At 64.5% G+C, this 23,477-nt stretch carries 17 protein-coding genes and 1 pseudogene; 13 read left to right on the top strand and 5 right to left on the bottom strand.

Annotated elements, in window-relative coordinates; genetic code table 11:
- Positions 1-74: 74 nt before the first annotated feature.
- Entirely contained in the window at positions 75-1,349 is a 1,275-nt protein-coding gene (locus CSQ93_RS11075; protein WP_099378191.1) for a cytochrome-c peroxidase, read from the top strand.
- A 137-nt stretch (positions 1,350-1,486) separates the two neighbouring features.
- The gene (locus CSQ93_RS11070) at positions 1,487-1,816 is read left to right on the top strand and encodes a hypothetical protein (RefSeq protein ID WP_035821678.1); all 330 of its coding nucleotides are present in this window, start codon (positions 1,487-1,489) and stop codon (positions 1,814-1,816) included.
- Between the two features lie 45 nt (positions 1,817-1,861).
- On the opposite strand, the gene CSQ93_RS11065 is transcribed toward CSQ93_RS11070, so the two are convergent.
- The 4 genes from CSQ93_RS11065 to CSQ93_RS11050 form a co-directional block, all read right to left on the bottom strand.
- Positions 1,862-3,904 (bottom strand): tetratricopeptide repeat-containing diguanylate cyclase, encoded by a 2,043-nt coding sequence (locus tag CSQ93_RS11065; RefSeq protein ID WP_324847118.1) that lies wholly within the window; start codon positions 3,902-3,904, stop codon positions 1,862-1,864.
- 183 nt (positions 3,905-4,087) lie between these two features.
- The gene (locus CSQ93_RS11060) at positions 4,088-5,893 is read right to left on the bottom strand and encodes an ABC transporter ATP-binding protein (RefSeq protein ID WP_099378078.1); all 1,806 of its coding nucleotides are present in this window, start codon (positions 5,891-5,893) and stop codon (positions 4,088-4,090) included.
- Positions 5,883-7,634: an ABC transporter ATP-binding protein gene (locus tag CSQ93_RS11055; protein WP_099378077.1), complete on the bottom strand. Its 1,752-nt coding sequence runs from the start codon at positions 7,632-7,634 to the stop codon at positions 5,883-5,885. The genes CSQ93_RS11060 and CSQ93_RS11055 overlap by 11 nt, the downstream gene beginning before the upstream one ends.
- Positions 7,635-7,799: 165 nt before the next feature.
- The gene (locus CSQ93_RS11050; RefSeq protein WP_099378076.1) at positions 7,800-8,657 is read right to left on the bottom strand and encodes a phasin family protein; all 858 of its coding nucleotides are present in this window, start codon (positions 8,655-8,657) and stop codon (positions 7,800-7,802) included.
- Positions 8,658-9,048: 391 nt separating this feature from the next.
- Here CSQ93_RS11050 and CSQ93_RS11045 point away from each other — a divergent pair, with 391 nt between their 5' ends.
- From CSQ93_RS11045 to CSQ93_RS10995, 11 genes and pseudogenes are all read left to right on the top strand, one after another.
- Positions 9,049-10,323, top strand: a complete 1,275-nt coding sequence (locus CSQ93_RS11045; protein WP_099378075.1) for an amidohydrolase family protein — start codon at positions 9,049-9,051, stop codon at positions 10,321-10,323.
- 36 nt (positions 10,324-10,359) lie between these two features.
- A complete protein-coding gene (locus CSQ93_RS11040) occupies positions 10,360-10,878 on the top strand; it encodes a GNAT family N-acetyltransferase (RefSeq protein ID WP_099378074.1) in 519 nt (172 codons plus the stop codon).
- A complete protein-coding gene (locus CSQ93_RS11035; protein WP_099378073.1) occupies positions 10,875-11,417 on the top strand; it encodes a GNAT family N-acetyltransferase in 543 nt (180 codons plus the stop codon). Before CSQ93_RS11040 ends, CSQ93_RS11035 begins: the two co-directional genes overlap by 4 nt.
- A 136-nt stretch (positions 11,418-11,553) precedes the next feature.
- The gene (locus CSQ93_RS11030) at positions 11,554-12,825 is read left to right on the top strand and encodes an ABC transporter substrate-binding protein (RefSeq protein ID WP_099378072.1); all 1,272 of its coding nucleotides are present in this window, start codon (positions 11,554-11,556) and stop codon (positions 12,823-12,825) included.
- A gap of 120 nt (positions 12,826-12,945) precedes the next feature.
- Complete coding sequence (locus CSQ93_RS11025) at positions 12,946-13,836, top strand: carbohydrate ABC transporter permease (protein WP_099378189.1); 891 nt, start codon at positions 12,946-12,948, stop codon at positions 13,834-13,836.
- A 134-nt stretch (positions 13,837-13,970) separates the two neighbouring features.
- A complete protein-coding gene (locus CSQ93_RS11020; RefSeq protein ID WP_416208725.1) occupies positions 13,971-14,789 on the top strand; it encodes a carbohydrate ABC transporter permease in 819 nt (272 codons plus the stop codon).
- 12 nt (positions 14,790-14,801) lie between these two features.
- The gene (locus tag CSQ93_RS11015) at positions 14,802-15,842 is read left to right on the top strand and encodes an NAD(P)-dependent alcohol dehydrogenase (RefSeq protein WP_099378070.1); all 1,041 of its coding nucleotides are present in this window, start codon (positions 14,802-14,804) and stop codon (positions 15,840-15,842) included.
- A gap of 2 nt (positions 15,843-15,844) precedes the next feature.
- Positions 15,845-16,933, top strand: a pseudogene (locus CSQ93_RS11010) (ABC transporter ATP-binding protein); the annotation flags it as partial.
- A gap of 69 nt (positions 16,934-17,002) precedes the next feature.
- Positions 17,003-17,893: an AraC family transcriptional regulator gene (locus CSQ93_RS11005; RefSeq protein ID WP_099378068.1), complete on the top strand. Its 891-nt coding sequence runs from the start codon at positions 17,003-17,005 to the stop codon at positions 17,891-17,893.
- A gap of 17 nt (positions 17,894-17,910) precedes the next feature.
- The gene (gene xylB, locus CSQ93_RS11000) at positions 17,911-19,389 is read left to right on the top strand and encodes a xylulokinase (protein ID WP_099378067.1); all 1,479 of its coding nucleotides are present in this window, start codon (positions 17,911-17,913) and stop codon (positions 19,387-19,389) included.
- Between the two features lie 170 nt (positions 19,390-19,559).
- Positions 19,560-21,185, top strand: a complete 1,626-nt coding sequence (locus CSQ93_RS10995) for a methyl-accepting chemotaxis protein (RefSeq protein WP_099378066.1) — start codon at positions 19,560-19,562, stop codon at positions 21,183-21,185.
- Here the strand turns inward: CSQ93_RS10995 and CSQ93_RS10990 are convergent.
- Complete coding sequence (locus CSQ93_RS10990; protein WP_099378065.1) at positions 21,182-23,347, bottom strand: TonB-dependent siderophore receptor; 2,166 nt, start codon at positions 23,345-23,347, stop codon at positions 21,182-21,184. The genes CSQ93_RS10995 and CSQ93_RS10990 overlap by 4 nt on opposite strands.
- Positions 23,348-23,477: the final 130 nt, after the last annotated feature.

Genomic DNA, 23,477 nt, shown 5'->3' with positions numbered 1-23,477 from the left:
GGACTTGATACATTAGGTTTTGCAGGGTTTTGTCACGCAGCTGTCACATGCCGTTGCTACGCTGCCAGCCCATGATGAAAACGATACCCGCCGTGCTGCTTGCCATTTGCGCGCTGTCCGCCTGCCAGCCCGCGCCGCAGAAAGAAGTCCAGACCGCTCCTGCGGCCGCCTATCTGGCCGGAGCCTACGCGCCCACCCTGCAACGCCAGCCTTCGGTGGCGGCAATGACGGCCATGGGCCGCGCCATGTTTTTCGAGCCCGGCCTGTCTGTCTCAGGAAAAATGTCCTGCGCCAGCTGTCACAGTCCCGAACATGCGTATGGCCCGCCGAATGGCCTGGCAGTGCAGCTGGGCGGCCCGGAGCTGAAGGATGCGGGCACGCGGGCCGCCCCTTCGCTGCGCTACCTGCAGACGGCGCCCGCCTTTACCGAACATTTTCATGACGATGATGGCGACGACAGCGTCGACGCGGGTCCCACGGGCGGACGCAACTGGGATGGGCGCGCCCAGTCCGGCCACGAACAGGCCCTGGCGCCGTTGTTGTCGCCGCGCGAGATGGGCAACCGCGATGCGGCCGCCGTCGTTGCCAAGCTGCAGGCTGGCCCCCTGGCGGCGCAGTTTCGCCAGACGTATGGCGCGGATATCTTCGAGCAGCCGGGTCAGGCGCTGCGCTGGGCGCTGATGTCGCTGGAAGTGTTCCAGGAAAGCCCGTTGGACTTCTATCCGTACACGAGCAAGTACGACGCCGTGCTGCGCAAGCAGGCCGTTTTGAGCCCGCAGGAAGCGCGCGGCCTGGCCCTGTTCAACGATGAGCGCAAGGGCAATTGCGCCTCCTGCCATATCAGCCAGGTCACTTCCGGCGGCGCCTTCCCGCAATTTACGGACTATGGCTTGATCAATATCGGTGTGCCGCGCAATGGCAAGCTGCCCGTCAATGCGGACCCGGCGTTCTTTGACATGGGACTGTGCGGCCCGGACCGCACCGACTTGAGGGAGCACAAGGAGTACTGCGGCAGCTTCAAGACGCCGTCCCTGCGCAATGTCGCCCTGCGCAAGGTGTTTTTCCACAATGGCAGTTTTGACAGCCTTGAGCAGGTGCTGCGTTTTTACGTGCAGCGCGATACGGCGCCGCAAAAGTGGTATCCGATAGATAAACACGGCAAGGTGCGCAAATACGACGACTTGCCGCCGGGCCTGGCGGCGAACGTGAATGTGGAAGCGCCGTTCGACCGCCAGCCGGGCCAGGCGCCCGCCCTGAACGACGCGGAGATCGCCGACGTGATCGCCTTCCTGCACACCCTGACGGATGGCTATCAGGCACCCCGCCCGCCAGAGCGAAAACATGGCTAAAAGATATCAAGATACCATTGCTTACAACTACGCCACAAAAGCCTGTTTTTATGTGCGTTAGCGCACGCTAGAAAATTTTAGGCAGGTGTATATTGCGAACTGATCTGTGTCTTTTGATAACAATGAAAGGGAATATCATGAAAGTAAGCAAAAATTGGATGACCGTGTGCGCCGCCGGGATGATGGTCGTGGCACTGGCTGCGTGCCAGAAGAAGGATGATGTCGCTGCCGGTCCTGCGGAACAAGCTGGCCAGAAAATCGATGCGGCCGCTGCCAAGGCTGAAGCCGACATCAAGGCCGCCGCTACCAAAGCCGATGCTGCCGTGAGCCAGGCCGCTGCCGATACGGGCGCCAAGATGGATCAGGTCGCCGCTGACGCCGACAAGAAAATGAGCGAAGCGGCCGATGCCGTCGGCAAGAAAGTGGAAAAAGCCGGCGAAAAGATGCAGGACGCCGCGCACAAGTAATCTTGCCAGGGCCGGCCAGCGCCGGCCCGGTTCCCGCAGCTGCCGTCAGGTGATGGCAGCTGCGGCGACGCCATCGCTGGCTTGGCCTCCTTGCGTCACCGTCTTTTCCACCCCGTCCGTTCCCCCCAGCACCACGCTCAAATCGACAAAGCCGTCGCGCCACGCGCGTTCCAGGTCTTGCTCCACCGCTTCCAGGGTCGTTCTTTCCACCTGCTGAAAACCGCGCAAGCCATACGCCCGGTTGCGCCCGTGCGCCTTGGCCAGGTAGAGCGCCATGTCGATCAGGTTGACGCTGCGTTCCCACGTGAGCGGGCGTCCCAGCGGCGCCAGCGGATAGGGTGCAAAGCCGACGGACACGTGTACCTGAATGGCCTGTCCCTGGTAGTGGATGCTTTGCGCCGCCATGCCGTTGAGGATGCGCCGCGCAATATCGTCGAGTCCGTCGCGCGCGACAGCCGGCAGGAAGGCGAGGAATTCCTCACCGCCCCAGCGCACGATCATGTCCGTTTCGCGCAACACCTCGTGCAAGGTTTCGGCGATCGTCGTCAGCACGAGGTCGCCCGCCGCATGGCCGTAACGGTCGTTGATATGCTTGAAATGGTCGACGTCGAGCAGGAACAGCGCACCGACGACATTGGCGCCGCCGTAGGCCGGCTGCGGCTTGCCTGCATGGCTGCGCATGAATTCCTGGAAATGGCGGCGGTTGTACAGGGCCGTCAGCGGGTCGCGCGAGCTCTGGCGCTTGAGTTCCTGGTTTTTCACCTTCAGCTGCACGTTCGCGTGGCGTACCTTGCGGTACAGCAAGCCAACGATGGCGGACGCCATGGCCAGTACCAGCGCCAGCAGCCACCATACGCGCTGCTGCAGGCGGCGGTTGTCGATTTCCGTGCTCTTCAGCTGATTTTCTCGGCTCAGCAGCTCGATCTGGCGCTGCTTCTTTTCCGCCTCATACTTTTCTTGCAACTCATACACGGCTTTTTGCCGCTGTTTCTCGAACAGCTGGTTCGAGATGCCCCGCTCGCGGTGATACGCCGTCACGGCGCCGCGCAGGTCGCCCGCCTTTTCCAGCGCCATGCCGTATTCCAGCAGCACGGCCTGCATTTCTGGCTGGTTGGCCGTGCGTTCGTAGTAGGCCAGGCCCGTGGCCACGCTTTGCTTGCCTTCCTGCAGCCGTCCCTGGCCGATCAGCGCCTGGCCGATGTTCAGGCGCGCCGTCGCCTCCACCTGTTCATTGTTGACCAGGCGCCCCGCCGTGATGGCTTCATTCGCAAAGCGCAGGGCGCGCACGTAATCGCCTTCCTTCAGGTAACTGTCCGACAGATTGACGAGGGTAACGGCCACCATGCCGCGCGCGCCCAGCTGGCGTTCCAGCGCCAGGGCCGCCAGCAGGGCGCGCTGGCCCCGCTGTGGCTGTTGCGCGTCGAGCGCCAGCCCGTATTCCGTATTCTTCGCCTGCGCCATGCGGCCCGGCGATTCCAGCGTGCCGGAGACGGCCAGCAATTCATCGAGTACCTCGAAGCCCTTGTCGTATTCGCGCATCTGCGTGTACAGCAGGGTGAGGGCATTCAGGGCGGCGGCCAGGCTGGAAGGGGAATGGCTCTGGCGCGCCAGGTCGACTGCCGCCTGCAGCTTGGCCAGCGCAAACGGGAAATTGCCTTCCTCGGCCCACGACTGGCCCGCGCTGATGGTGGCCTGCACGCGCACGGGCAAGTCGTCCGTGCGGTTGGCGATGCGTTCCGCCTCGAAGGCCAGCAGGTGCGAGGCGCGGCGCTCGTTCATGGCGAACGTGACATAGGCCTTGCAGAGGATGCCTTTCGCCAGCGCCACGTCGCTCTTGTTCAGGCGGGCGTAGGCGATCAGCTCCTCGGCCAGCTGCATGGCGAGGTCGTTCTGCCCCAGGCGCATGCGCACCGTACTCAGCTGTGTCAGGAATTCCGCGCGCACCAGCAGGGGCGCGCTGCGCGCCTGCGTTTCCACCTCCTGCAGGCGCTGCAGGGCGCGCGCGGGCACGAAGCGGCCATCCTCGCGCACGGCGGCGATGTGTTGTTCCAGCTTACTGACCTGGGCATGGGTGGCGGGCGGCAGCAAGCAGGCCAGTACCAGCAGCCAATGCGCCTTTCGCCATGATGCCCGTCTCTGTCTGCCTGCCAACGTCCCGCTCCCGCAATGACTACCTGTCTGTAACAGATTATATTCTGTTGCAATCAAGAAATATCATGCGGGGCGCAGAAATTTGCGAAAGTGCACACTGCGGGCATTGACAAGGCGCGCTTACTGCGCCAGTTGCTGCAGCAGGTACAGGCGCTGGTACAAGCCGCCTTCGATCTGCATCAGGGCATCGTGCGGCCCCGCTTCCGTGATGCGGCCGTGGTTCAGCACGATGATACGGTCGGCTTCGCGGATGGTCGACAGGCGGTGGGCGATGGCGATGATGGTCACCTTGCCGCGCAACTCGTTGAGGGCCAGCTGCACGATCTGCTCCGTCTGGCTATCGATGCGCGACGTCGCTTCGTCCAGCAGCAAAATGCGCGGCTGGCCGGCCAGCGCGCGGGCAATCGCGATCAGCTGCTTTTGCCCTGACGACAGGCGCGAGCCGCCTTCGCCCAGCGGCGTGTCGTAGCCATGCTCCAGCGCGGCGATGAAGTCGTGCGCATGCGCGGCGCGCGCGGCCGTCTCGATCTGCGCCTGCGTGTAGCCGCGGCCCATGTCGATATTTTCGCGCGCCGAGGCGGCCAGCAGGAAGGGGTCTTGCGGCACCAGGCCCACGTCGGCGCGGAAGTGCTCGTTGTCGATGCTGTCGAGGGCCACGCCATTGATGGCGATGCTGCCTTGCGTGACGGGGTAAAAGCGCAGCAGCAAGGACAGCAAGGTCGACTTGCCGCTGCCCGTATGGCCGACGATGCCAAAGAAGGCGCCTTGCGGAATCGTCAGCGACAGGTCGTGCAGCACGGGCTGGTTTTCCACGTAGGCGAAGGTCAGGTTCTGGATGTCGACGGCGGGCAGGTCGCTGCCCGCTTTCGCCTGCCGCAGGGCAGGTGTTTCCCTGCCCTGTGCATGTTCGAGCGCCTGCGCTTCGTCGAGCAGGGCCGAGACGCGCGCCGTCGCCACCACCGACTGCTGCAGCTGGCTGAACTGCATGGTGATCTGGATCAAGGGTTCGATCACGCGGGCGATGTAGCTGATGAACGCGTACAGCACGCCCACTTCCACTGCGCCCATCTCGCGCCGGCCGAAGCTGAAGATGACGACAGCCAGCAGCACGATATTGAGCATGTCGAGCGCGGGGCGCAGCAGCCAGGCGTTGGCGCGCAATTCCTGCATGCGCGCCGTGTAGTGATCCTGGTTGATGCCCGTGAAGCGCGCGCCGAAGCGCTTTTCCGCGTTATTCGCCTGCAGCACGCTCATGCCGCCGATCGATTCGGCGATCTGGCCATTGATCTCGCTGCGCAGGGCGCGCGCGCGCGTGACGGCCGGCGCGCTCCAGCGCTGGTACAGGAAGACGATGACCAGCACGGCCGGCAGCAGGGCCAGCACGATCAGCATCAGCCGCCAGTCGAGAAAGGCCATGGCGGCCATGGTGCCGACCAGGACGATGGAGCTGTCGAGGATGACGAACAGCACCTGCACGTACAGGGACTTGACCGCTTCCGTGTCGTTGGTGACGCGGCTGACCAGTTGCCCCGTGATGGCGCGGTCAAAGAAGGCCATGGGCAGGCGCAGCACGTGCTGGTAGACGGTTTCGCGCAGGCGCTGCACCGAGCGCATGGCCAGGCCGGACAGGCGCACCAGCTGCAAATAGCGCAGGCCGGAAGCGACCCAGCCTGTCAGCAGGCAGCCGCCCAGCAGCAATGACATGCGCGTCCAGTCCAGATTGCGCGGCAGCAGATGCTGGTCGATCAGGGCCTTGCCCAGGATGGGGCCCGTCACTTCCAGGGCAGCGGCGAGAATCAGCCAGAACGTGGCCCAGTATAAATGGCGCAGGTCGGGCGCGGCGGCGCGGCGCAGCAGGCCGATGGCTTGCGCGGCCTGGCGGCGCACGGATTGCGTGGCGTTGGCTTGGTCGGTCTTAGATGGCATCGAGGCTGGCTTCCAGTTGTTGATAGCGCCACTGGCTGGCATACCAGCCGTCGCGCTGCATCAGCGCGTCGTGGTTGCCCGTTTCCGTGACGTGACCGTCGCGCAGGACCAAAATCAGGTCGGCGTTGACGACGGCGCTCAGGCGGTGGCTGGCGATGATGGCGCTGCGCTCGGGACGGCGCGCGCGCAGTTCTTCCAGGTGTTGCAGGATGCGCGTTTCCGTGCCGGTGTCGACGGCGGACAGCGCATCATCGAGCAGCAGCAAGCCGTTGTCGGCCAGCAGTGCGCGCGCGATGGCCACGCGCTGGCGCTGGCCGCCGGACAGGGTGATGCCCTTTTCGCCCACGTGCGTCTGATAACCGTCCGGGAATTGCAGGATGTCCGCATGGATGTCGGCCAGCTGCGCCGCCCGCTCCACTTCCTCGCGCGTGGCGCCGGGACGGGCCAGCGCGATATTGTCGGCGATGGTGGCGGAAAACAGGAACGATTCCTGCGGCACCCAGCTGATGGCAGCGCGCAGCGCGTGCAGGGTGTAAGCGTCGAGCGCCTCGCCATTCCACGTGGCCGTGCCCGATTGCGGCGTGACCTGGCGCAGCAGCACGCGCAGCAGGGTCGACTTGCCGCTGCCCGTCGGACCGACCAGACCCAGGGTCTGGCCCGGCTGCAGGCGCAGCGAGATGCCCGACAGCGCGGGCGCCGTCTGGCCCGCGTAGGCAAAGCCGATGTCCTGCAATTGCAGGGGGCCGGGCGTGAGCGTATCGATCGTGCCGTGGTCGTCGATGGCCAGTGGCGCATCTAACATGGGTTGCAGCCGCTGCCAGGCGGCGCGCCCCCGTTCGATCAGGGAGAGTACCCAGCCGGCGGCGAACATGGGCCAGATCAGCTGGCCCAGGTACATGGAAAAGCTCGTCAACGCGCCGATGGTCAGCTGGTCTTGCCACACGAGGTAGCCGCCCAGGCCCAGGGTCAGCGCCGTGGCGGCCGTCAGGGTCAGGCCGACGGCCGGTTCGTACGCCGCCTCCCAGCGCTGCGCCGTCAGGCTGGCGTTGGCCGCGTGGCCGGCCAGGGTGGAGAACTGCTTGCTGCTGCGCTCTTCCAGGCCCAGGGCGCGCAGGGTGCGCACGCCCGACAGCGATTCCTGCACATGGTCGTTCAGCGCGGAAAAGCGTTTCAGCGAATCCGTCGACGCCGTGTGGATATGGCTGGAAATGCGCCAGAAGGCCAGTCCCATCAGCGGGAAGGGCAGCAGGGCGATGCAGGCCAGGCGCCAGTCCACGCCCAGCAGCATGATGCCGAGCACCATCAGCAAGGTCAAAGTGCCGTCGAAGCCGGCCAGCATGGCTTCGCCGGCGGCCATTTCGATGGCGTCGATGTCGTTCGTCGCCAGCGCCATCAGGTCGCCCGTGCGCTGGTTCTGGTAGAACGACGCACCCTGCTGCGACATGCGCGTGTAGAAGCGCGTGCGCAGCATCACGCCCAGCTGGTAGGCGGCCTTGAACAGGGTGATGCGCCAGCCCACGCGCAGGAAGTAGATGACGACGCCGACGGCGAGCAGGGTCAGCAGCTCAAGCCACAGTTCGGCCGCCGTCATGCGGTGCGCGGCCAGTGCGTCGATGATGGCGCCCACGCGGCGCGGGATCCAGACGGTCAGTGTTGCCACGCCTGTCAGCATGACGGCAGCGGCGGCATACGCCGGCCAATGCTGACGCACGAAGCCGGCGATGAGCCTCGATAAACTCATGGTTACCTTTTGTTTTTAGTAATGGGGTGTCGCGGGGCGGAAGGACGGGCACGCGGACGGAAAGTACGCGTAGGATACAACAAGGTAGAAAATCGCGCTGTGGACGGGCAAGCAAAAAACGGGCCGTAGCCCGTTGTTTTGCTGCGTCAGTGGCGTGCGCGAGGCTTACTTGCGGCCGCTGCCGCTGCCTTTGCCTCCGCCCAGCATGTCGAGCTGTTTCGATGGCGTGCTCTTGGGCGCAACCTTGGCTGCCGGCTTGGCGGCTGGCGCAGGGGCCGGCTTTACGGCAACCTTGGCCACGGTCTTGCCGGCGGCGCTGGCCGGCTTGGCGACCGGTTTGCTGACAGGAAATGGTTTCGCTGCCGGCTTGGCCGGTGCTGGCGCGGCGGCTTTCGCTGGCGCAGGTGCAGGTGCGGCGGCAGGTGCGGACTTGGCCGCTTCCGGCTTGGCGGCTGGCTTGGCTTCGGCCGTTTTCACTGCAGACTTGTCGGCAACCTTCTCGGCAACCTTGGCAGGCGTTGCAACAGGGGCGGGGGCGGGCGCTGCCTTGGCGACAGGCTTGGCCACTTCGGCAGGCTTGGCGGCAACGGGGGCAGGTGCTGGCGCAGGCGCTGGTGCAACAGCAGGCGCAGCGGTCAGCGCTGGCTTGGCTGCGGCAGCGACAGGAGCTGGGGCGGCAACAGGGGCGGCCGCATCGAGGCGGGCCTTGGCCGAGGCTAGCAATTCAGCCTGGGTGCTCGAGGCGATGCCGAACAGCTGGCGGCTGTAAGCCAGCACGCTTTCGATATTCGGCTGCGCCTGGCTGCTGCTGTAGCTGAAGAAGTCGCGCGGGTCCTGCGTTTCCAGCAGGTGCTGCGCCGTTTCCGCCGTGTGCGAGATGGCGGCCTTGCCGGCGTTCAGGTTCAGCGCGATGATTTTCTCGGCGCTTTCAAAGACTTTGCTGGTGAGGGTGCTGAAGATTTGCAGCTGGTTTTCCAGTTGCGACTTGGCGGCACTGGAAATTTGTTCAGGAAGCGGGAACATATTTACTCCTTTGTACGGATTAAAATGCTGGCAAAACGCTCTGCAAAATCCCGAAAACCAGAGTTGGCCGCGTTTTGTAAAGTAGGTAGCGCGCTAAAAGCTGATCATGGACTTTTTATGATGCAACGCAATATGAATATTCTAGCGGTGATTCGAGTTAGTTGAAAGCTATTTTCTCAAGGGCGTGCGCCGCGTGTTTTCTGCATGCTCGCTGTATTCATGCGCCCGGCAGCATTTGCGGGAAGTTTGCGCGCGCGCAAAGCGTTGTCATGAAATCTATGGCTACGCTTTTGCCAGTGACTATATTCTTGCACTGCAGCATCCTTGAGGAAGATAAGAGGACAATGCACTGGAAGCATCAGGTACCGTAGTCAACCGAAGGAGTGTCCGCATGGACCTTGTCATCCGCAATGCCAGCCTGCCCGACGGGCGCCGCGCCATCGATATCGCCATCGAGGGTGGTCGCATCGCCGCCGTCGGCCCCGTCTTGCCCGTGCAGGGCGCGCAAGAGATCGACGCCGCCGGCGACCTGGTCACGCCGCCGTTCGTCGACGCCCACTTCCACATGGACGCCACGCTCAGCTACGGCTTGCCGCGCGTGAACGCGTCTGGCACCCTGCTCGAAGGCATCGCCCTGTGGGGCGAGCTGAAACCGCAACTGACGCAGGACGCGCTGGTGCAACGCGCCCTGCAGTATTGCGACTGGGCCGTGGCGCGCGGCTTGCTGGCCATCCGCTCGCACGTGGATATCTGCGACCCGCGCCTGCTGGCCGTCGAAGCGCTGCTCGACGTGAAACGCCAGGTGGCGCCGTATCTTGACCTGCAACTGGTGGCCTTTCCGCAGGATGGCATCCTGCGCAGTCCCGGCGCCTTCGATAATCTGAAGCGCGCGATTGCCATGGGCGTCGACGTGGTGGGCGGCATCCCGCATTTCGAGCGCACCATGGCCGACGGCGCGGAATCCGTGCGCCTGCTGTGCGAATTTGCCTGCGAGCGTGGCTTGATGGTCGACATGCATTGCGACGAGTCGGACGACCCGCTGTCGCGCCACATCGAAACACTGGCCTTCCACAGCCAGCGCCTGGGCATGCAGGGCAGGGTGACGGGTTCGCACCTGACATCGATGCATTCGATGGACAACTATTATGTGAGCAAGCTCCTGCCGCTGATCCGCGAGGCGGGCGTGGCGGCCATCGCCAACCCCCTCATCAACATCACCCTGCAGGCGCGCCACGATACGTATCCGAAGCGGCGCGGCATGACGCGCGTGCCCGAGATGCTGGCTGTCGGCATTCCCGTCGCCTTTGGCCACGACTGCGTGATGGATCCGTGGTACAGCCTCGGTTCGGGCGACATGCTGGAAGTGGCGCACATGGGGCTGCACGTGGCGCAGATGACGGGCCAGCAAGCGATGCACGAGTGCTTCCTGGCCGTGACGCAGACGCCGGCGACCATCCTGGGCCTCGATGGCTACGGCATCGCTCCCGGCTGCCATGCGGATCTGGTAATCCTCGATAGCAGCTCCACGGTGGAAGCGTTGCGCCTGCGCGCGGCGCGGCGCCTGGTGCTGCGCCGCGGGAAAGTCGTCAGCGAGGCGCCCCGTGCGCAATCGCGCCTGCACCTGCCGGGGCGGCCCGATAGCGTGAATTTCCGCCTGGGGCGCTGATACAATCAGCCATCACTTGTTATCGGGAGCACCGCCTTGAAAGAAATTGACATCCGCCCGGCCAGCGAAGCCGACTTCGACGCCATGTGGGAAATCTTCCACACCCTGGTGGCCGCCGGCGACACCTATACCTTCCCCGCCGACACGACGCGCGAAGCATGCCATGCCTACTGGTTCGGCCCCGGTGTGCAAAGCTTTGTCGCCGTGATGGGCAGCGAGCGGCTGCTTGGCATGTACAAGCTGGTGGCGAACCAGCCGGGCCATGGATCGCACGTGGCCAATGCCTCGTTCATGGTCGATCCGGCCGCGCAGGGCGTGGGCGTGGGCCGCCTGCTGGGCGTGCACTGCATGGAAGAAGCGCGCCGCGCGGGCTACCTGGCGATGCAGTTCAACTTTGTCGTCAGCACCAACCTTGCCGCCGTCACCCTGTGGAAAAAGCTGGGCTTTACGGTCGTCGCCACCCTGCCGCTGGCTTACCGCCACGCGCAACTGGGCTATGTGGACGCCTACGTGATGTACCAGCTGCTGACCGATCCGATGCAGTGGCCGGCATGAGCGGCGCCGCGACAGAGTCGATGACCGTCATCGATACGCCCCGCTTGCGCCTGCGCACCGTCACGCCCGACGATGCGGCGTTCTATCTGGCGCTGGTCAACGAGCCGTCATGGATCGCCCATATCGGCCAGCGCAACCTGCACACCGTGGAGGCGGCCCGCGCGGCGCTGGAGACGGGAGCGATAGCGCAGTTTCGGCAGCATGGCTATGCCTTCTGCATCGTCGAACGGCGCGGCGACGGCGTCGCCATGGGCATCTGCGGCCTGATCCTGCGCGCCAGCCTGCCCGGTCCCGATATCGGCTACGCCCTGCTGCCCGCATATTGGGGCCAGGGCTATGCCTGGGAGGCGGCTGCCGCCATCATGCACCATGCGCAGCACGTGCTGCGCCTGCCCACCGTGTACGGCATCACTTCGCAGCAGAACCAGACGTCGATCAATCTGCTCAACAAGCTGGGCCTGCGCTTCGAGCGTTTTTCGCGCCTGCCGCCCGATGGCAAGGACACGAATGTCTACCGCAAGGATTTTCGCCTGGATTGAGGCGGAAAATGCGTATCAGTGAAGTGAAAAAAAGTATTTAGAAACCCGCGCCTTTTGTAGTGGTGGCGCGCGGTCTTTGTTTTTATAGTTGGCATACCGGTGGAAAACCGCCGGACTATAAAAATGGAGACGTGTTATGAAAATCATGACTGCTGTTGCATGGGGCGCCCTCATGTCCGCCGGGTTCGCAGACGCCTCGGCGCAAAGCTGCTCGGTGCCCGTGCTCAAGGTGCTGGCGCAAAAAAGCCTGGGTCTGACGGTGATGGAAAAGACCCTTGCCGAGTATGAAAAGAAAAGCGGCACCAAGGTACAAATCAGCTATTTCGGCGAAAACGACCGCCGCTCGAAAGCCCGCCTCGACGCCTCCACCAAGGCCGGCTCCTACCAGATCTACTACATCGATGAAGCCAACGTGGCCGAATTTGCCACGGCAGGCTGGGTCGTCCCGCTGCTCAAATACCTGCCCAAGGAGGCCGACTACGACGACTTCCTGCCGGGCCGCCGCGCCGTCGCCTCGTACAGGGGCGTGGCGTACTTCGCGCCCCTGATCGGCGGCAGCGACTTCCTGTTCTACCGCCGTGACCTGCTGGAAAAGGCCGGCATCGCCGTGCCGAAGACGCTCGACGAACTGGTCGCCGCCGTCAAGAAAATGAACAGCCCGCCGAATGTGTACGGCTGGGCGGCGCGGGGCCAGCGCGGCTCGGGCATGAATGTGTGGCGCTGGTCGCCGTTCATGCTGGCCGCCGGCGGCAAGTGGGAAAAGGATGGCGTGCCCACCTTCAATTCGCCGCAGGCAGTCAAAGCGACGACCCTGTACCGCGACCTGTTCAAGTATTCTCCGCCTGGCGGCGCCACCTACGACTGGAGCAATGCGCTCGAAGCGTTCAGGTCGGGCAAGGTGGCCTTCATGATCGAGTCGACACCCTTCGCCGACTGGATGGAAGACCCGAAAAAATCCTCGGTGGTCGACAAGGTGGGCTATGTGCGCCCGCCCGCGCCGCTGGCATCTGCCGCCTACGGCCATGGCCTGGCCATCTCCGCCGCGGGCGCCAGGGATGAATGCACGCGCCAGGCGGCCGGCAAGTTCATCGCTTTCGCCACGGGCAAGGAGCAGGAGCAGGCGCGCCTGAAGGACAACGTCTTCAGCGACTACAACCGCACCAGCACCATCAACAGCGACTACTTCCGCAAGCACGTCAAGCCGCAGATCCAGGCGGGCCTGACGGACACCACGCCTGTCTCGCGCGTCACCATCTGGCCTAGTCCCGAGTGGCCGGATATCGGCGACAACCTGGGCGTGGTGCTGGAGGAAGTGTTTACGGGCACGCGCGGCGACGTGCAAAGCGCGCTCGATGAAGCGAATGAGTATGCGACGGAAGTGATGCAGCGGGCTAAGAAACGTCAGTAAGCCCGTATCGCCGACGACTCCGTTAGCTTAAATCAGGGGTCAGACCCGGCGGGTCTGACCCCAGCTCTTGCTTTTGGGGTAAAGCCAGCGCTCGCCTGTTCACGTTTGAAAGCCATTGCCATGCCGCACCCCATCCGTAAAAAACGCCACACCTGGCTGCCCGCAGTCTTTCTGACACTGCCGCTGCTGGTCCTGCTGATACTGGGCCTGGTGCCCAGCATCGCCGCCATCAACCTGGCCCTGCAAAACCGCGTGCTGCGCTACAGCGACAGCGAGTATGTCGGTTTTGCCAATTTTATCCGCCTGTTCGGCGACCGCCGATTCGTCAATGCCGTGCAGGTGTCGGCCATCTGGGAAGTGGTCACCGTGGCCGGCTCGCTGATCGTCGGCGTGCTGCTGGCCGTGTTCCTGTTCGAGAAGGTGAAGGGACGCACGCGTGACGTCATCGCGTTGCTGCTGATCGTGCCCGTGCTGCTGCCGCGCGTCTCGGCCGCCTTCATCTGGAAGTTCATGTATTCACCGCTGATGGGCATCCTCAACTGGATGCTCGAATGCGTGGGCCTGGGCGGCACGGCCTTGCTGTCCGATCCCGCCACGGCCCTGTACGCGGTGGCGCTGGTCGACATCTGGCAGTGGGGCCTGTTCTTCGGCGCCGTGATCCTGAAGCTGCTGGAAACCCTGCCCGGCGAACCGCTGGAAGCGGCGCGCCTCGATTACGCCAGCACGCTCCAGGTGTATGCGTACATCGCGCTGCCGATGCTGAAGGTGCCCATCATGAGCCTCGTGTTCATCAAGATGGTCGAGTCGCTGCGCTCGTTCGACCTGATCTACGTGATGACCAAGGGCGGCCCCGGCATCTCCACCGAAACCCTGGACATGTACGCGTATGCGCAAGGCATCGGCCTGATGGGCAAGGTGTCGTATGCGTCCAGCATGGCCGTGCTGATGATGCTGGCCACGACTGTTATTTTCACCTTACTCTGGAAGCGGGTCGCCAAATGGGAAAACTGACTAAGAACACCCTAACCAAACCTACTGCGCAGCGCGATTTGCGGCCTCCGATGCTCACTGTGCATGCGCACAGCTCCGCTTCTCAGCCACAACTCACATCTGCTCGCAACGGTTTTGTCAGGTGTCTTAGGGTGCTGCGCACCCCGGGCGGTGCCAGCGCCATCACCACCACCGCCATCACCACCGTGATTATTCTGGTGGCGCTGTTCCCCATCCTGTGGGCCGTGCTCAATTCCTTCAAGGAGCTGATGGATATCGTCACGCCTGTGCCGCGCTTTTTCTTCAGCCCGACCCTGGCCAACTACAAACAGGTGCTGGCCAGCCCCGAAGTGCTGACGGGACTGGGCAACAGCGTGGCCATCGTCGGCGTGGCCGTGTTGCTGGGCGCCGTGCTGGGCGTGCCGGCCGCGTATGCGATCGCCCGCTATCCGGTCCCGGCCAAGAAGGATATCCAGTTCTTCCTGCTGTCCCTGCGTTTTTTGCCACCCGTCGCCGTCGCCATTCCCCTGATCTCGATCTGGATCGACCTGGGTCTGTACGACTCGCGCCTGTCGATGGTGGTGACGTATCTGCTGGTGACCCTGTCGACCATCATCTGGCTGTCGATTCCCGCGTTTGCGCGCATCCCGAAAGAGATCGAGGAAGCGGCCGCGCTGGACGGCTATGGCCCGTACCAGGTGTTCTGGCACGTGGCCCTGCCGGTGGCGTCGAAGACCCTGATGGGTGGCATCGTCTTCAGCTTCGTGCTGGTCTGGAATGAACTGATGATCGCGCTGGCGCTCACCTCGTCGAAAAGCATGACCTTGCCCGTGGTGGCGTCGGCCTTCACGTCGATGGGCCAGGAAGTGCCGTGGGGCGTGGTGAACGCTTCCACCGTGCTGCTGGCGCTGCCGCCGCTGCTGTTCGTCGGCATCCTGGGACGGCTGCTCAACTCCATGCTCAAACACAAATAAAAGGAATTCATCATGCAAGCACTCGTACTGGAACAAGCGCATTCCATCACCTTGCGCGACATCGACATGCCGCTCGCCGTCGGTCCGCGCGATGTGAAAATCAAGATTCATACCGTGGGCATCTGCGGCAGCGACGTGCATTACTTCAAGCATGGCAAGATCGGTCCCTTCGCCGTCGAAGCACCGATGGTGCTCGGTCATGAGGCGTCCGGCGTCGTGGCCGAAGTGGGAGAGGAGGTGACGCACCTGAAAGTGGGCGACCGTGTCTGCATGGAGCCGGGCGTGCCGCAGTTCGATTCTCCCGCCACCATGCGCGGCCTGTACAACCTCGATCCCGCCGTGCGCTTTTGGGCCACGCCGCCCATCCACGGTTGCCTCACGCCATATGTCGTGCATCCGGCCTCGTTCACATTCAAGCTGCCCGACAACGTCAGCTTCGGCGAAGGCGCCATCGTCGAACCGCTGGCCATTGGCTTGCAGGCGGCGAAAAAGGCGGCCATCAAGCCCGGTGACGTGGCCGTGGTGATCGGCGCCGGCACCATCGGCGCCATGAACACGCTGGCGGCGCTGGCGGGCGGCTGCTCGCGCGTGATCCTGGCCGACCTGGTGCCGGAAAAACTGGCCCTGTTCGCCGGAAATCCGGCAGTGACCACGGTCGATGTGCGCCGGGCCAGTCTGGCGGACACGGTGCGCGACTTGACGGACGGCTGGGGCGCCGACATCGTTTTCGAGGCCAGCGGCAGCATGCGCGCCTACGACAACATCGTCGAGCTGCTGTGCCCGAACGGCTGCCTGGTGCTGGTCGGCATGCCGCCCGAGAACGTGCCTTTCGATATCGTCGCCATCCAGGCCAAGGAAGTGCGCATCGAATCGGTGTTCCGCTACGCGAACATCTTCCCGCGCGCCATCGCCTTGCTGGCCTCGGGCAAGATCGACGTCAAGCCTTTCATTTCGCGCACCTTCGGCTTTGCCGATGGCGTGCAGGCGTTCGAAGAAGCGGCCAAGGGCCATCCGCGCGACGTCAAGATCCAGATTGAACTGGCAGGAGACTGATCATGGCAAACATCACTTGCAGGCAGCTGCACAAGACGTATGACGAGAAGACGGCCGTGCTGCAGCCGTTCGACCTGGAAATCGATGACGGCGAGTTCATCGTCCTGCTGGGGCCATCGGGCTGCGGCAAGTCGACCCTGCTGCGCATGATCGCGGGTCTGGAAGACATCAGCGGCGGCGAGCTGCTGATCGGCGGCGCCGTCGTCAACGACTTGCCGCCGCGCGCGCGCAACGTGGCGATGGTATTCCAGAACTACGCGCTGTACCCGCACATGACGGTGTATGATAATATCGCCTTCGGCCTGCGCCGCCTGAAGGTGCCGCACGACGAGATCGAGCGCCGCGTGCGCGAGGTGGCGGCCATCCTCAGCCTGGACAGCCTGCTGGAACGCAAGCCGCGCGCCATGTCGGGCGGCCAGCAGCAGCGCACGGCCATTGCGCGCGCCATGATCAAGACGCCGCAAGTGTTCCTGTTCGATGAACCGCTGTCGAACCTGGACGCCAAGCTGCGCGCGCAGCTGCGCGCCGACATCAAGCGCTTGCACCGCCGCCTGCGCACCACCACCTTGTACGTCACGCACGACCAGCTCGAGGCGATGACCCTGGCCGACAGGGTGGTGCTGATGAAGGGCGGACATATCGAGCAGATCGGCACGCCGGCGGAACTGTACAACCATCCGCGCACCCTGTTCGCGGCCGGCTTCATCGGCACGCCGGCCATGAACTTCATCGATGGCGTCGTCGAAAAAGACGGCGGCCAGACGGTGCTCGTCTGCGCCGGCTACCGCTGGCCATTGATATCGCCCCGCTTCGCCGCGTTGCAGGCGGGTGCGCGCGTGGTCTTCGGCCTGCGCCCGAATCATTTGCGCGCGGCGCTGCCGCAGGAGCAAGCGGGCACGCATGGCCTGGCGTGCGCGATCGACCTGGTCGAGCTGCTGGGGGCGGAGGCGCTGATCAGCTTTCAGTGCGGCGCCCTGACCTTGTCGGCCCTGCTGCCGGCAAATGCGGCCAACAGCGCGGCGCAGGTAGGGCAGACCCTGGCGCTGGCCTTCGACGAAGAGCACATGCATCTGTTCGACGCCGACAGCGGGCTGGCCGTGGCGCCCGGTGGTCAGTAAGTGGTTAGAATAGGGTGACCAAGACCGTGCAAGGGAACTGCCGTGACGCCTGACCTGGAACTGATCCACAAACCGATCCACGAATCGTTTCGCGCGTGGGCGCACGGCTTTCCGCACACCGTGGCGAAATGGCATTTTCATCCCGAGTATGAACTGCACTTCATCATTACATCGAATGGCAAATTTTTTATCGGCGACCATATCGGCAGTTACGGGGCGGGCAATCTGATCCTGACGGGGCCGAACCTGCCGCATAACTGGGTCAGCGAACTGCCGGAAGGCGTGGTCCTGCCCGAGCGCGACCTGGTGCTGCAGTTTTCCAGCGACTTCATCGAACGCTGCGCGCTGCTGTTCCCGGAAATGGCGCCCCTGAAAGCCCTGCTGGGCGAGGCAGGCAGGGGTCTGCAATTTCCCGATGCGCTGGGCCTGCGCCTGGTGCCGCTGATGAAGGAATTGACGACGGCGCAGGGCTTGCGCCGCGTCGAACTGTTTACGCGCCTGTTCGGCGAGCTGTGCGACTGCCGCGAGCGGCGCCCGCTGGCCAGCGTCACCTACCTGGCGCAGGCGGGCCGCTACATGTCGTCGACCATCAACCTGGTGCTGGCTTATATCAAGCAGAACATCACGCTCGATTTTTGCGAGCAGGACGTGGCCGACGTGGCGGAAATGAATACCTTGAAATTCACGCGCTTCTTCCGCAAGCATACGGGCACCTCGTTCATTCAATACGTCAACCAGGAGCGCATCGCGCTGGCCTGCGAGCTGCTGATGAACACGGACATGAAGGTCACCGATATCTGCTACCGCACGGGCTTCAACAACCTCTCCAATTTCAACCGCCAGTTTTTGGCCCACAAGCAGATGTCGCCGTCGAAATTCCGCTCCTGCCTGCTGATGAACATGCCCGAGCCGTCAGGCGACGGCCATTCTTAACTTTATTCTGGAATCAAATGACATATCTCGGTATCGATATCGGCACTTCCGAAGTCAAGGCCATCCTCACCGATGACGCCCAGGCCATCCTTGCCAGCGCCGGCGTGGCCTTGCGCGTGTCCAGTCCCCATCCCGGCTGGTCGGAACAGAATCCCGAGGACTGGTGGCACGCCACCCTGGACGTCATCGCGGCCATCCGCGCCGCCCAGCCGGTGGCGTTTTCCGGCTTGCGCGGCATCGCCCTGTCGGGCCAGATGCATGGCGCGACCCTGCTCGACAAGCAGCAGCACGTGCTGCGCGCGGCCATCCTGTGGAATGACACGCGCGCCTTTGCCGAATGCGTGGAACTCGAGGCGCTGGTGCCAGAGTCGCGCGCCATCACGGGCAACCAGGCCATGCCGGGTTTCACGGCGCCCAAGCTGCTGTGGCTGCAAAAGTACGAGCCTTCGCTGTTCCGTGCCACGGCCAAGGTCTTGCTGCCCAAGGATTACGTGGCGCTGCGCCTGACGGGCGAGTATGTGTCCGACATGTCCGACGCTTCCGGCACCCTGTGGCTGGACGTGGCCAAACGCGACTGGTCCGAGCGCATGCTGGCGGCCACCGGCCTGTCGCGCGAGCACATGCCGCGCCTGGTCGAAGGCAGCGCCGCCGCCGCGCAGGTGCGCCCGTCGCTGTGCCAGGAGTGGGGCATCGCGCACACGGTGCTGCTGGCCGGCGGCGCGGGAGATAATGCTGCCGCCGCCGTGGGCCTGGGTGTGGTGGAGCCGGGCGCCGGCCTGCTGTCGCTGGGCACGTCCGGCGTGCTGTTCGCCGGCAGCGACGGTTTTGCGCCGAATCCAGGCCAGGGCGTGCACGCGTTCTGCCATTGCCTGCCCGAGCGCTGGCACCAGATGAGCGTGATTCTCAGCGCCGCGTCCAGCCTCAGCTGGGTGGCGCGGCTGACGCAGTCGTCCGATATCGGCGAATTGGTAAAGCTGGCGGAAAGCGTCGAGGCGCGCACGGCGCCCATCTTCCTGCCGTATTTGAGCGGCGAACGCACGCCGCATAACGATGCCTGCGCGCGCGGGGTGTTCTTCGGTTTGTCGACGGAACACGGGCGCGCGGAACTCGCCTACAGCGTGATGGAAGGCGTGGCCTTTGCCATGGCCGACGGCAATGCGGCCCTGCGCAGCGCCGGCACGCATCTGGAAGAAGCGTCGTTCGTGGGCGGCGGTTCGCGCAGCCGCTTCTGGGCGCAGCTGTGCGCGAATGCCTCGGGCTTGAACGTGCTGCGCCACGACCACGGCGTGGCTGGCGGCACCATGGGCGCCGCACGCCTGGCGCAGATGGCGGTGACGGGCTTGCCGCCCGCGCAGGTGTGCACGCGCCCGCCCGTGCAGGAGACAATCGCGCCGCAAGCGTCTGCCGTGCTGGACGACCGCCTGGGGCGCTACCGGCGGCTGTATCCGCTGCTGCGCGCGGAGTTTGCCGGCGCGCCAGGCGAAGGCGTGGCTTGACAGTTAACTTTTACTTGTAATTTGTTGTTTCTATGTTGAAAGTGTTTCTCTAGCGAAAGCGCTGCTTGGTTTTTCGCGGGGCGCGCCCCATGATTTCCCCATTTGGTGAGAATTGGATAGTTTTGGTGGCGCCTTTGTTGCCATCCTGTTCTTGCTGCCGGGAGAAATACATGCAACTTGCGAATCTGAAAATCTCCATCCGCCTGGGTCTGTTGGGCGCCTTCTTTTTTCTTGCGCTGGTGTTCGTTGGCGCGCGTGGCTGGAGCGCGCTCGACGCGGCCAGTGCGCGCAGCGCGGACGCCATGCAGCGTTCCGTCGCCCTGACGGAGGCGGTCGACGCGGCGCGCAGCGCGCAAGTGGAATTCAAGATCCAGGTGCAGGAATGGAAAAACATCCTGCTGCGCGGCGGCGATGCGGCCGCCTTCCAGCGTTACCGCGATGCGTTTGTCGCCAGCGGCGCGCAGACGCGCAAGGAATTGAAAAGCCTGCAGGCGATGATGGCCGCGCTGCAGCTCGACACGACACCCGTGGAGCATGCGCTGCAGGCGCACGGCGCGTTGGGCGTGAGCTACCTGGCGGCGCTGCAAAAGTTTGATGGCGCGCGCGCCGACAGTGCCCACACTGTCGATGCGCTGGTCAAGGGCATGGACCGTGAACCGACGCGCCAGATCGACGCCATCGTCGCGGCCATCGGCAAGCAGTCGCACGCCCTGATGACGCAGATGAAGGAGCAGGACGCGGCCGCGCACCGCAGCGCCAGCATCGCCATGCTGGCCACCGTGCTGGTGACCCTGGTCGTCGGTACTGTCACCGTGTGGTGGCTGATCCGCAGTATCACGGTGCCGCTGGGCGCGGCCGTCGGCATTGCCCAGCAAGTGGCGGCCGGCGACTTGCGCGCCGTGGTGGCCGATGGCAGCCGCGATGAAATCGGCGACCTGCTGCGCGCCTTGAAAGCGATGAGCGGCAACCTGGCCGCCATCGTGGGACGGGTGCGCGCCGGCACGGATGCCATCGCCACGGCGTCCGCTGAAATCGCCAGCGGCAATATGGACCTGTCGTCGCGCACGGAGGAGCAAGCCAGCTCGCTGGAAGAGACGGCCGCCTCGATGATCGAGCTGACGTCCACCGTGCGGCAGAATAACGACAACGCGGACCAGGCGCGCCAGGTGGCCGGCGGCGCGGCCGACGTGGCGCAGCGCGGTGGCGAGGCCGTGGCGCAGGTGGTGCAGACCATGAGCCATATCAATGCCTCGTCAAAGCGCATCGTCGACATCATCGCCGTCATCGACGGCATCGCCTTCCAGACGAATATCCTGGCCCTGAATGCGGCCGTGGAAGCGGCGCGCGCGGGCGAGCAGGGACGCGGCTTTGCCGTCGTGGCGACGGAAGTGCGCAACCTGGCGCAGAGGTCAAGCGCGGCGGCCATGGAAATCAAGCAGTTGATCGGCGCATCCGTGCGCACGGTGGAAGAGGGCAGCGTGCTGGCTGGCCAGGCGGGGCGCACGATGGACGACGTGGTGAGCAGCGTGCAGCGCGTGAACGCCATCATCGGCGAAATCGCCGTGGCTAGCGTGGAGCAGCGCGACGGCATCGAGCAGATCAGCATCGCCATCAGCCAGATGGATGGCGTGACGCAGCAGAACGCGGCCCTGGTGGAGCAGGCCGCCGCCGCCGCGGACGCGCTGCAGCAGCAGGCGGCCAGCCTGGCCGACGCCGTCAGCATCTTCAAGCTGCATGCTGCGCCGGCACTGGCGCCGCATGCGGAACTGAAACCGGGCCGGCTGGCGCTGGCTTAGAACGTGTACTTCGCCGTCAGCACGGCGCTGCGCGGATCGCCGAATGCATTGCCGCTGTCGATGCTGCTGATGGCCTGGTAGTAGCTGCGGTCGAAGACGTTGGTTACGCTCAGGCGCACGTCGAGCTGGCGGTTCACTTGCCAGCCCGCGTTCAGGTCGGCCACCGCGTAGCCGCCCTGGCGGATGGCGCTGTTGGTCTTGTAGATCTGGTTCTGCGCCCGCAGTGCGCCGCCGATGCGCCACGCATCGGACAGGCGATAGCTGGTGGACAGGCGCAACAGGCGGCTGGGGCGCTCGGCCGCATAACGCGCGCCTGCGGCATTGCTGCCTTGTGCCTTGGCGTACTCGGCCGTGTTGTAGGTAAAGCCCGCGCTCATCTGCCAGCGCGGCGTCAACGCGCCGGACACGCTCAGCTCGAATCCATCGCTGCGTACTTCACCGGCCGCCTCGGAGCACGACAGCAGGCCGGGGCCGCACTGCGTCAGCGGCAGGGCTGTCGCCAGGTTCTTTTGCACGATGCGGAACACGGCCGCCGAGGCGTTCAGCGCGCCGCCGAAGTATTCGCCCTTCACGCCCGCTTCCATGTTGATGCCCGTGACGGGGTCGAGCAGCACGCCATTCCTGTCGACGGCGCTCTGCGGATTGAAGATGCTGGTCCAGCTGCCGTACAGCGAATGGCGGGTGTCGATGTCGTACACCAGGCCCGCATATGGCGTGACTTCCCGGCTCACCTTGTAGCCGGAGCGTGCACCCGTAAACGTATTGATGGCGCGGTAGTCGTACCAGTCGACGCGGCCTCCCACCAGCAGGGCCAGCGGATCGGCCAGGCTGAAGCGGGCCGTCGTGTAGACGCCCGTCTGTTTCGTCTTGCTGTCCTGGCCATAGTAGAAGGTACCTATTGCCGGTTTCACAGGCGCGCCCGTATCCCAGTTCACGGGGTTGAAGGTGTAGCTGTAGTCGGGCACCGACTTGTAGCCCTTGTCCTCGGTATCGCGCGTGCGGTAGCTGGCGCCGAAGACGATTTCATGGCGGCGGCCCAGCAGGCTGAAAGGACCGGCTGCCTGCGCATCGACAATGCGTTGCTGGCGGTCGTAGACAAAGGCGTTGGCCGCGCTGAGGCGGAACAGATTTGTTTTCGGTACGCGGGCGATGCCCGTGACGACGGAGTCGAGTTCGTCCTGCAGTGCCTGCGCCGCCAGTTTGACCTTCCAGCCGTTGCCCAACCGGTGTTCGAGTTCGGCGAACAGGCGCGTGTTTTTCTTGTTCCAGAAGGTCCAGTCGGGCGCGTTGCTGGCCGAGCGGTCGAGCGGCAGGAAACTGCCATCGAGCGCCGTCGGCAAACCGTACCACGTGGAGCCGGGATTACGCTCGTCGTTGACGTGGAAGCCCACGCTCAGGGTCGTGTCGCGCGACAGGTCGGCATCGGCGGTGGCGTAGAGCAGGGCGCGCTTGTGGCGGTAGTTCGAGATGAACGTGTCGGTATCCTGGTAGGCGGCCACGGCGCGCCCGCGCAGGCTGCCCGCCTGGTTCAGCGCGCCGCGCGCATCGACTTCGCCGCGGTAGTCGTGGTAGCGGCCGATGCTGCCCGTGAGCGACACTTCGTTCTCCGCCGTAGGGCGCTTGCGCACGAAATTCATCGTGCCCGACGGGTTGCCCACGCCATTCATCATGCCGGCGGCGCCGCGCAGGATTTCGACCCGGTCGTACATGGCCAGGGTGGCGAAACCCAGGGTGTCGCCGTCGGCCGACATGGTCAGACCGTCTTCCGTGAAATTGCTGATCGAGAAACCGCGCGAATAAAAGCTGGCGCGCTCGGTGGCGCCCTTGTTCAGGCTCAGACCCGGCGTGATATTGGCGATGTCCTCGACCGAGCGGATATTCATGTCGTCCATTTGCTGGCGTGTGACGACGCTGACCGATTGCGGCGTCTCGCGCACGGACAGGTTCAGGCGTGTGGCCGCGGTCATGCTGCCGCTGGTGTAGGAGCCGCTGCCTTCGGTGGTGGCGGAGGCGGCCTGCGCGTTGACGCGCACCTCGGGCAGATTCTGTTCCTGCTGCTGCGCCTGGCCGTGGGCCGGTGCACCCAAGGTGCCGAGAATGGCCGCGGCCGTGAGGGTCGGCGCCAATGCGGCGGCCTTTCGCTGTGCGCTGTGGTTTGTCATTGACTGCTCCCGGTGTCGCGATGATGTGGTGGATGAAGCAGGCGGATGCCTGTTTCACAATATGCGTCGCTGGGGGAGTGTTGCGCCTGGCTTGCCTGGCCATGCCGCTGCTGTCCTGGCCTGGGCGCAG

It is taken from the genome of Janthinobacterium sp. BJB426, from assembly GCF_002735705.1.
GTDB lineage: Bacteria > Pseudomonadota > Gammaproteobacteria > Burkholderiales > Burkholderiaceae_D > Janthinobacterium.
This window is presented reverse-complemented; position numbering and strand designations above follow the sequence as displayed.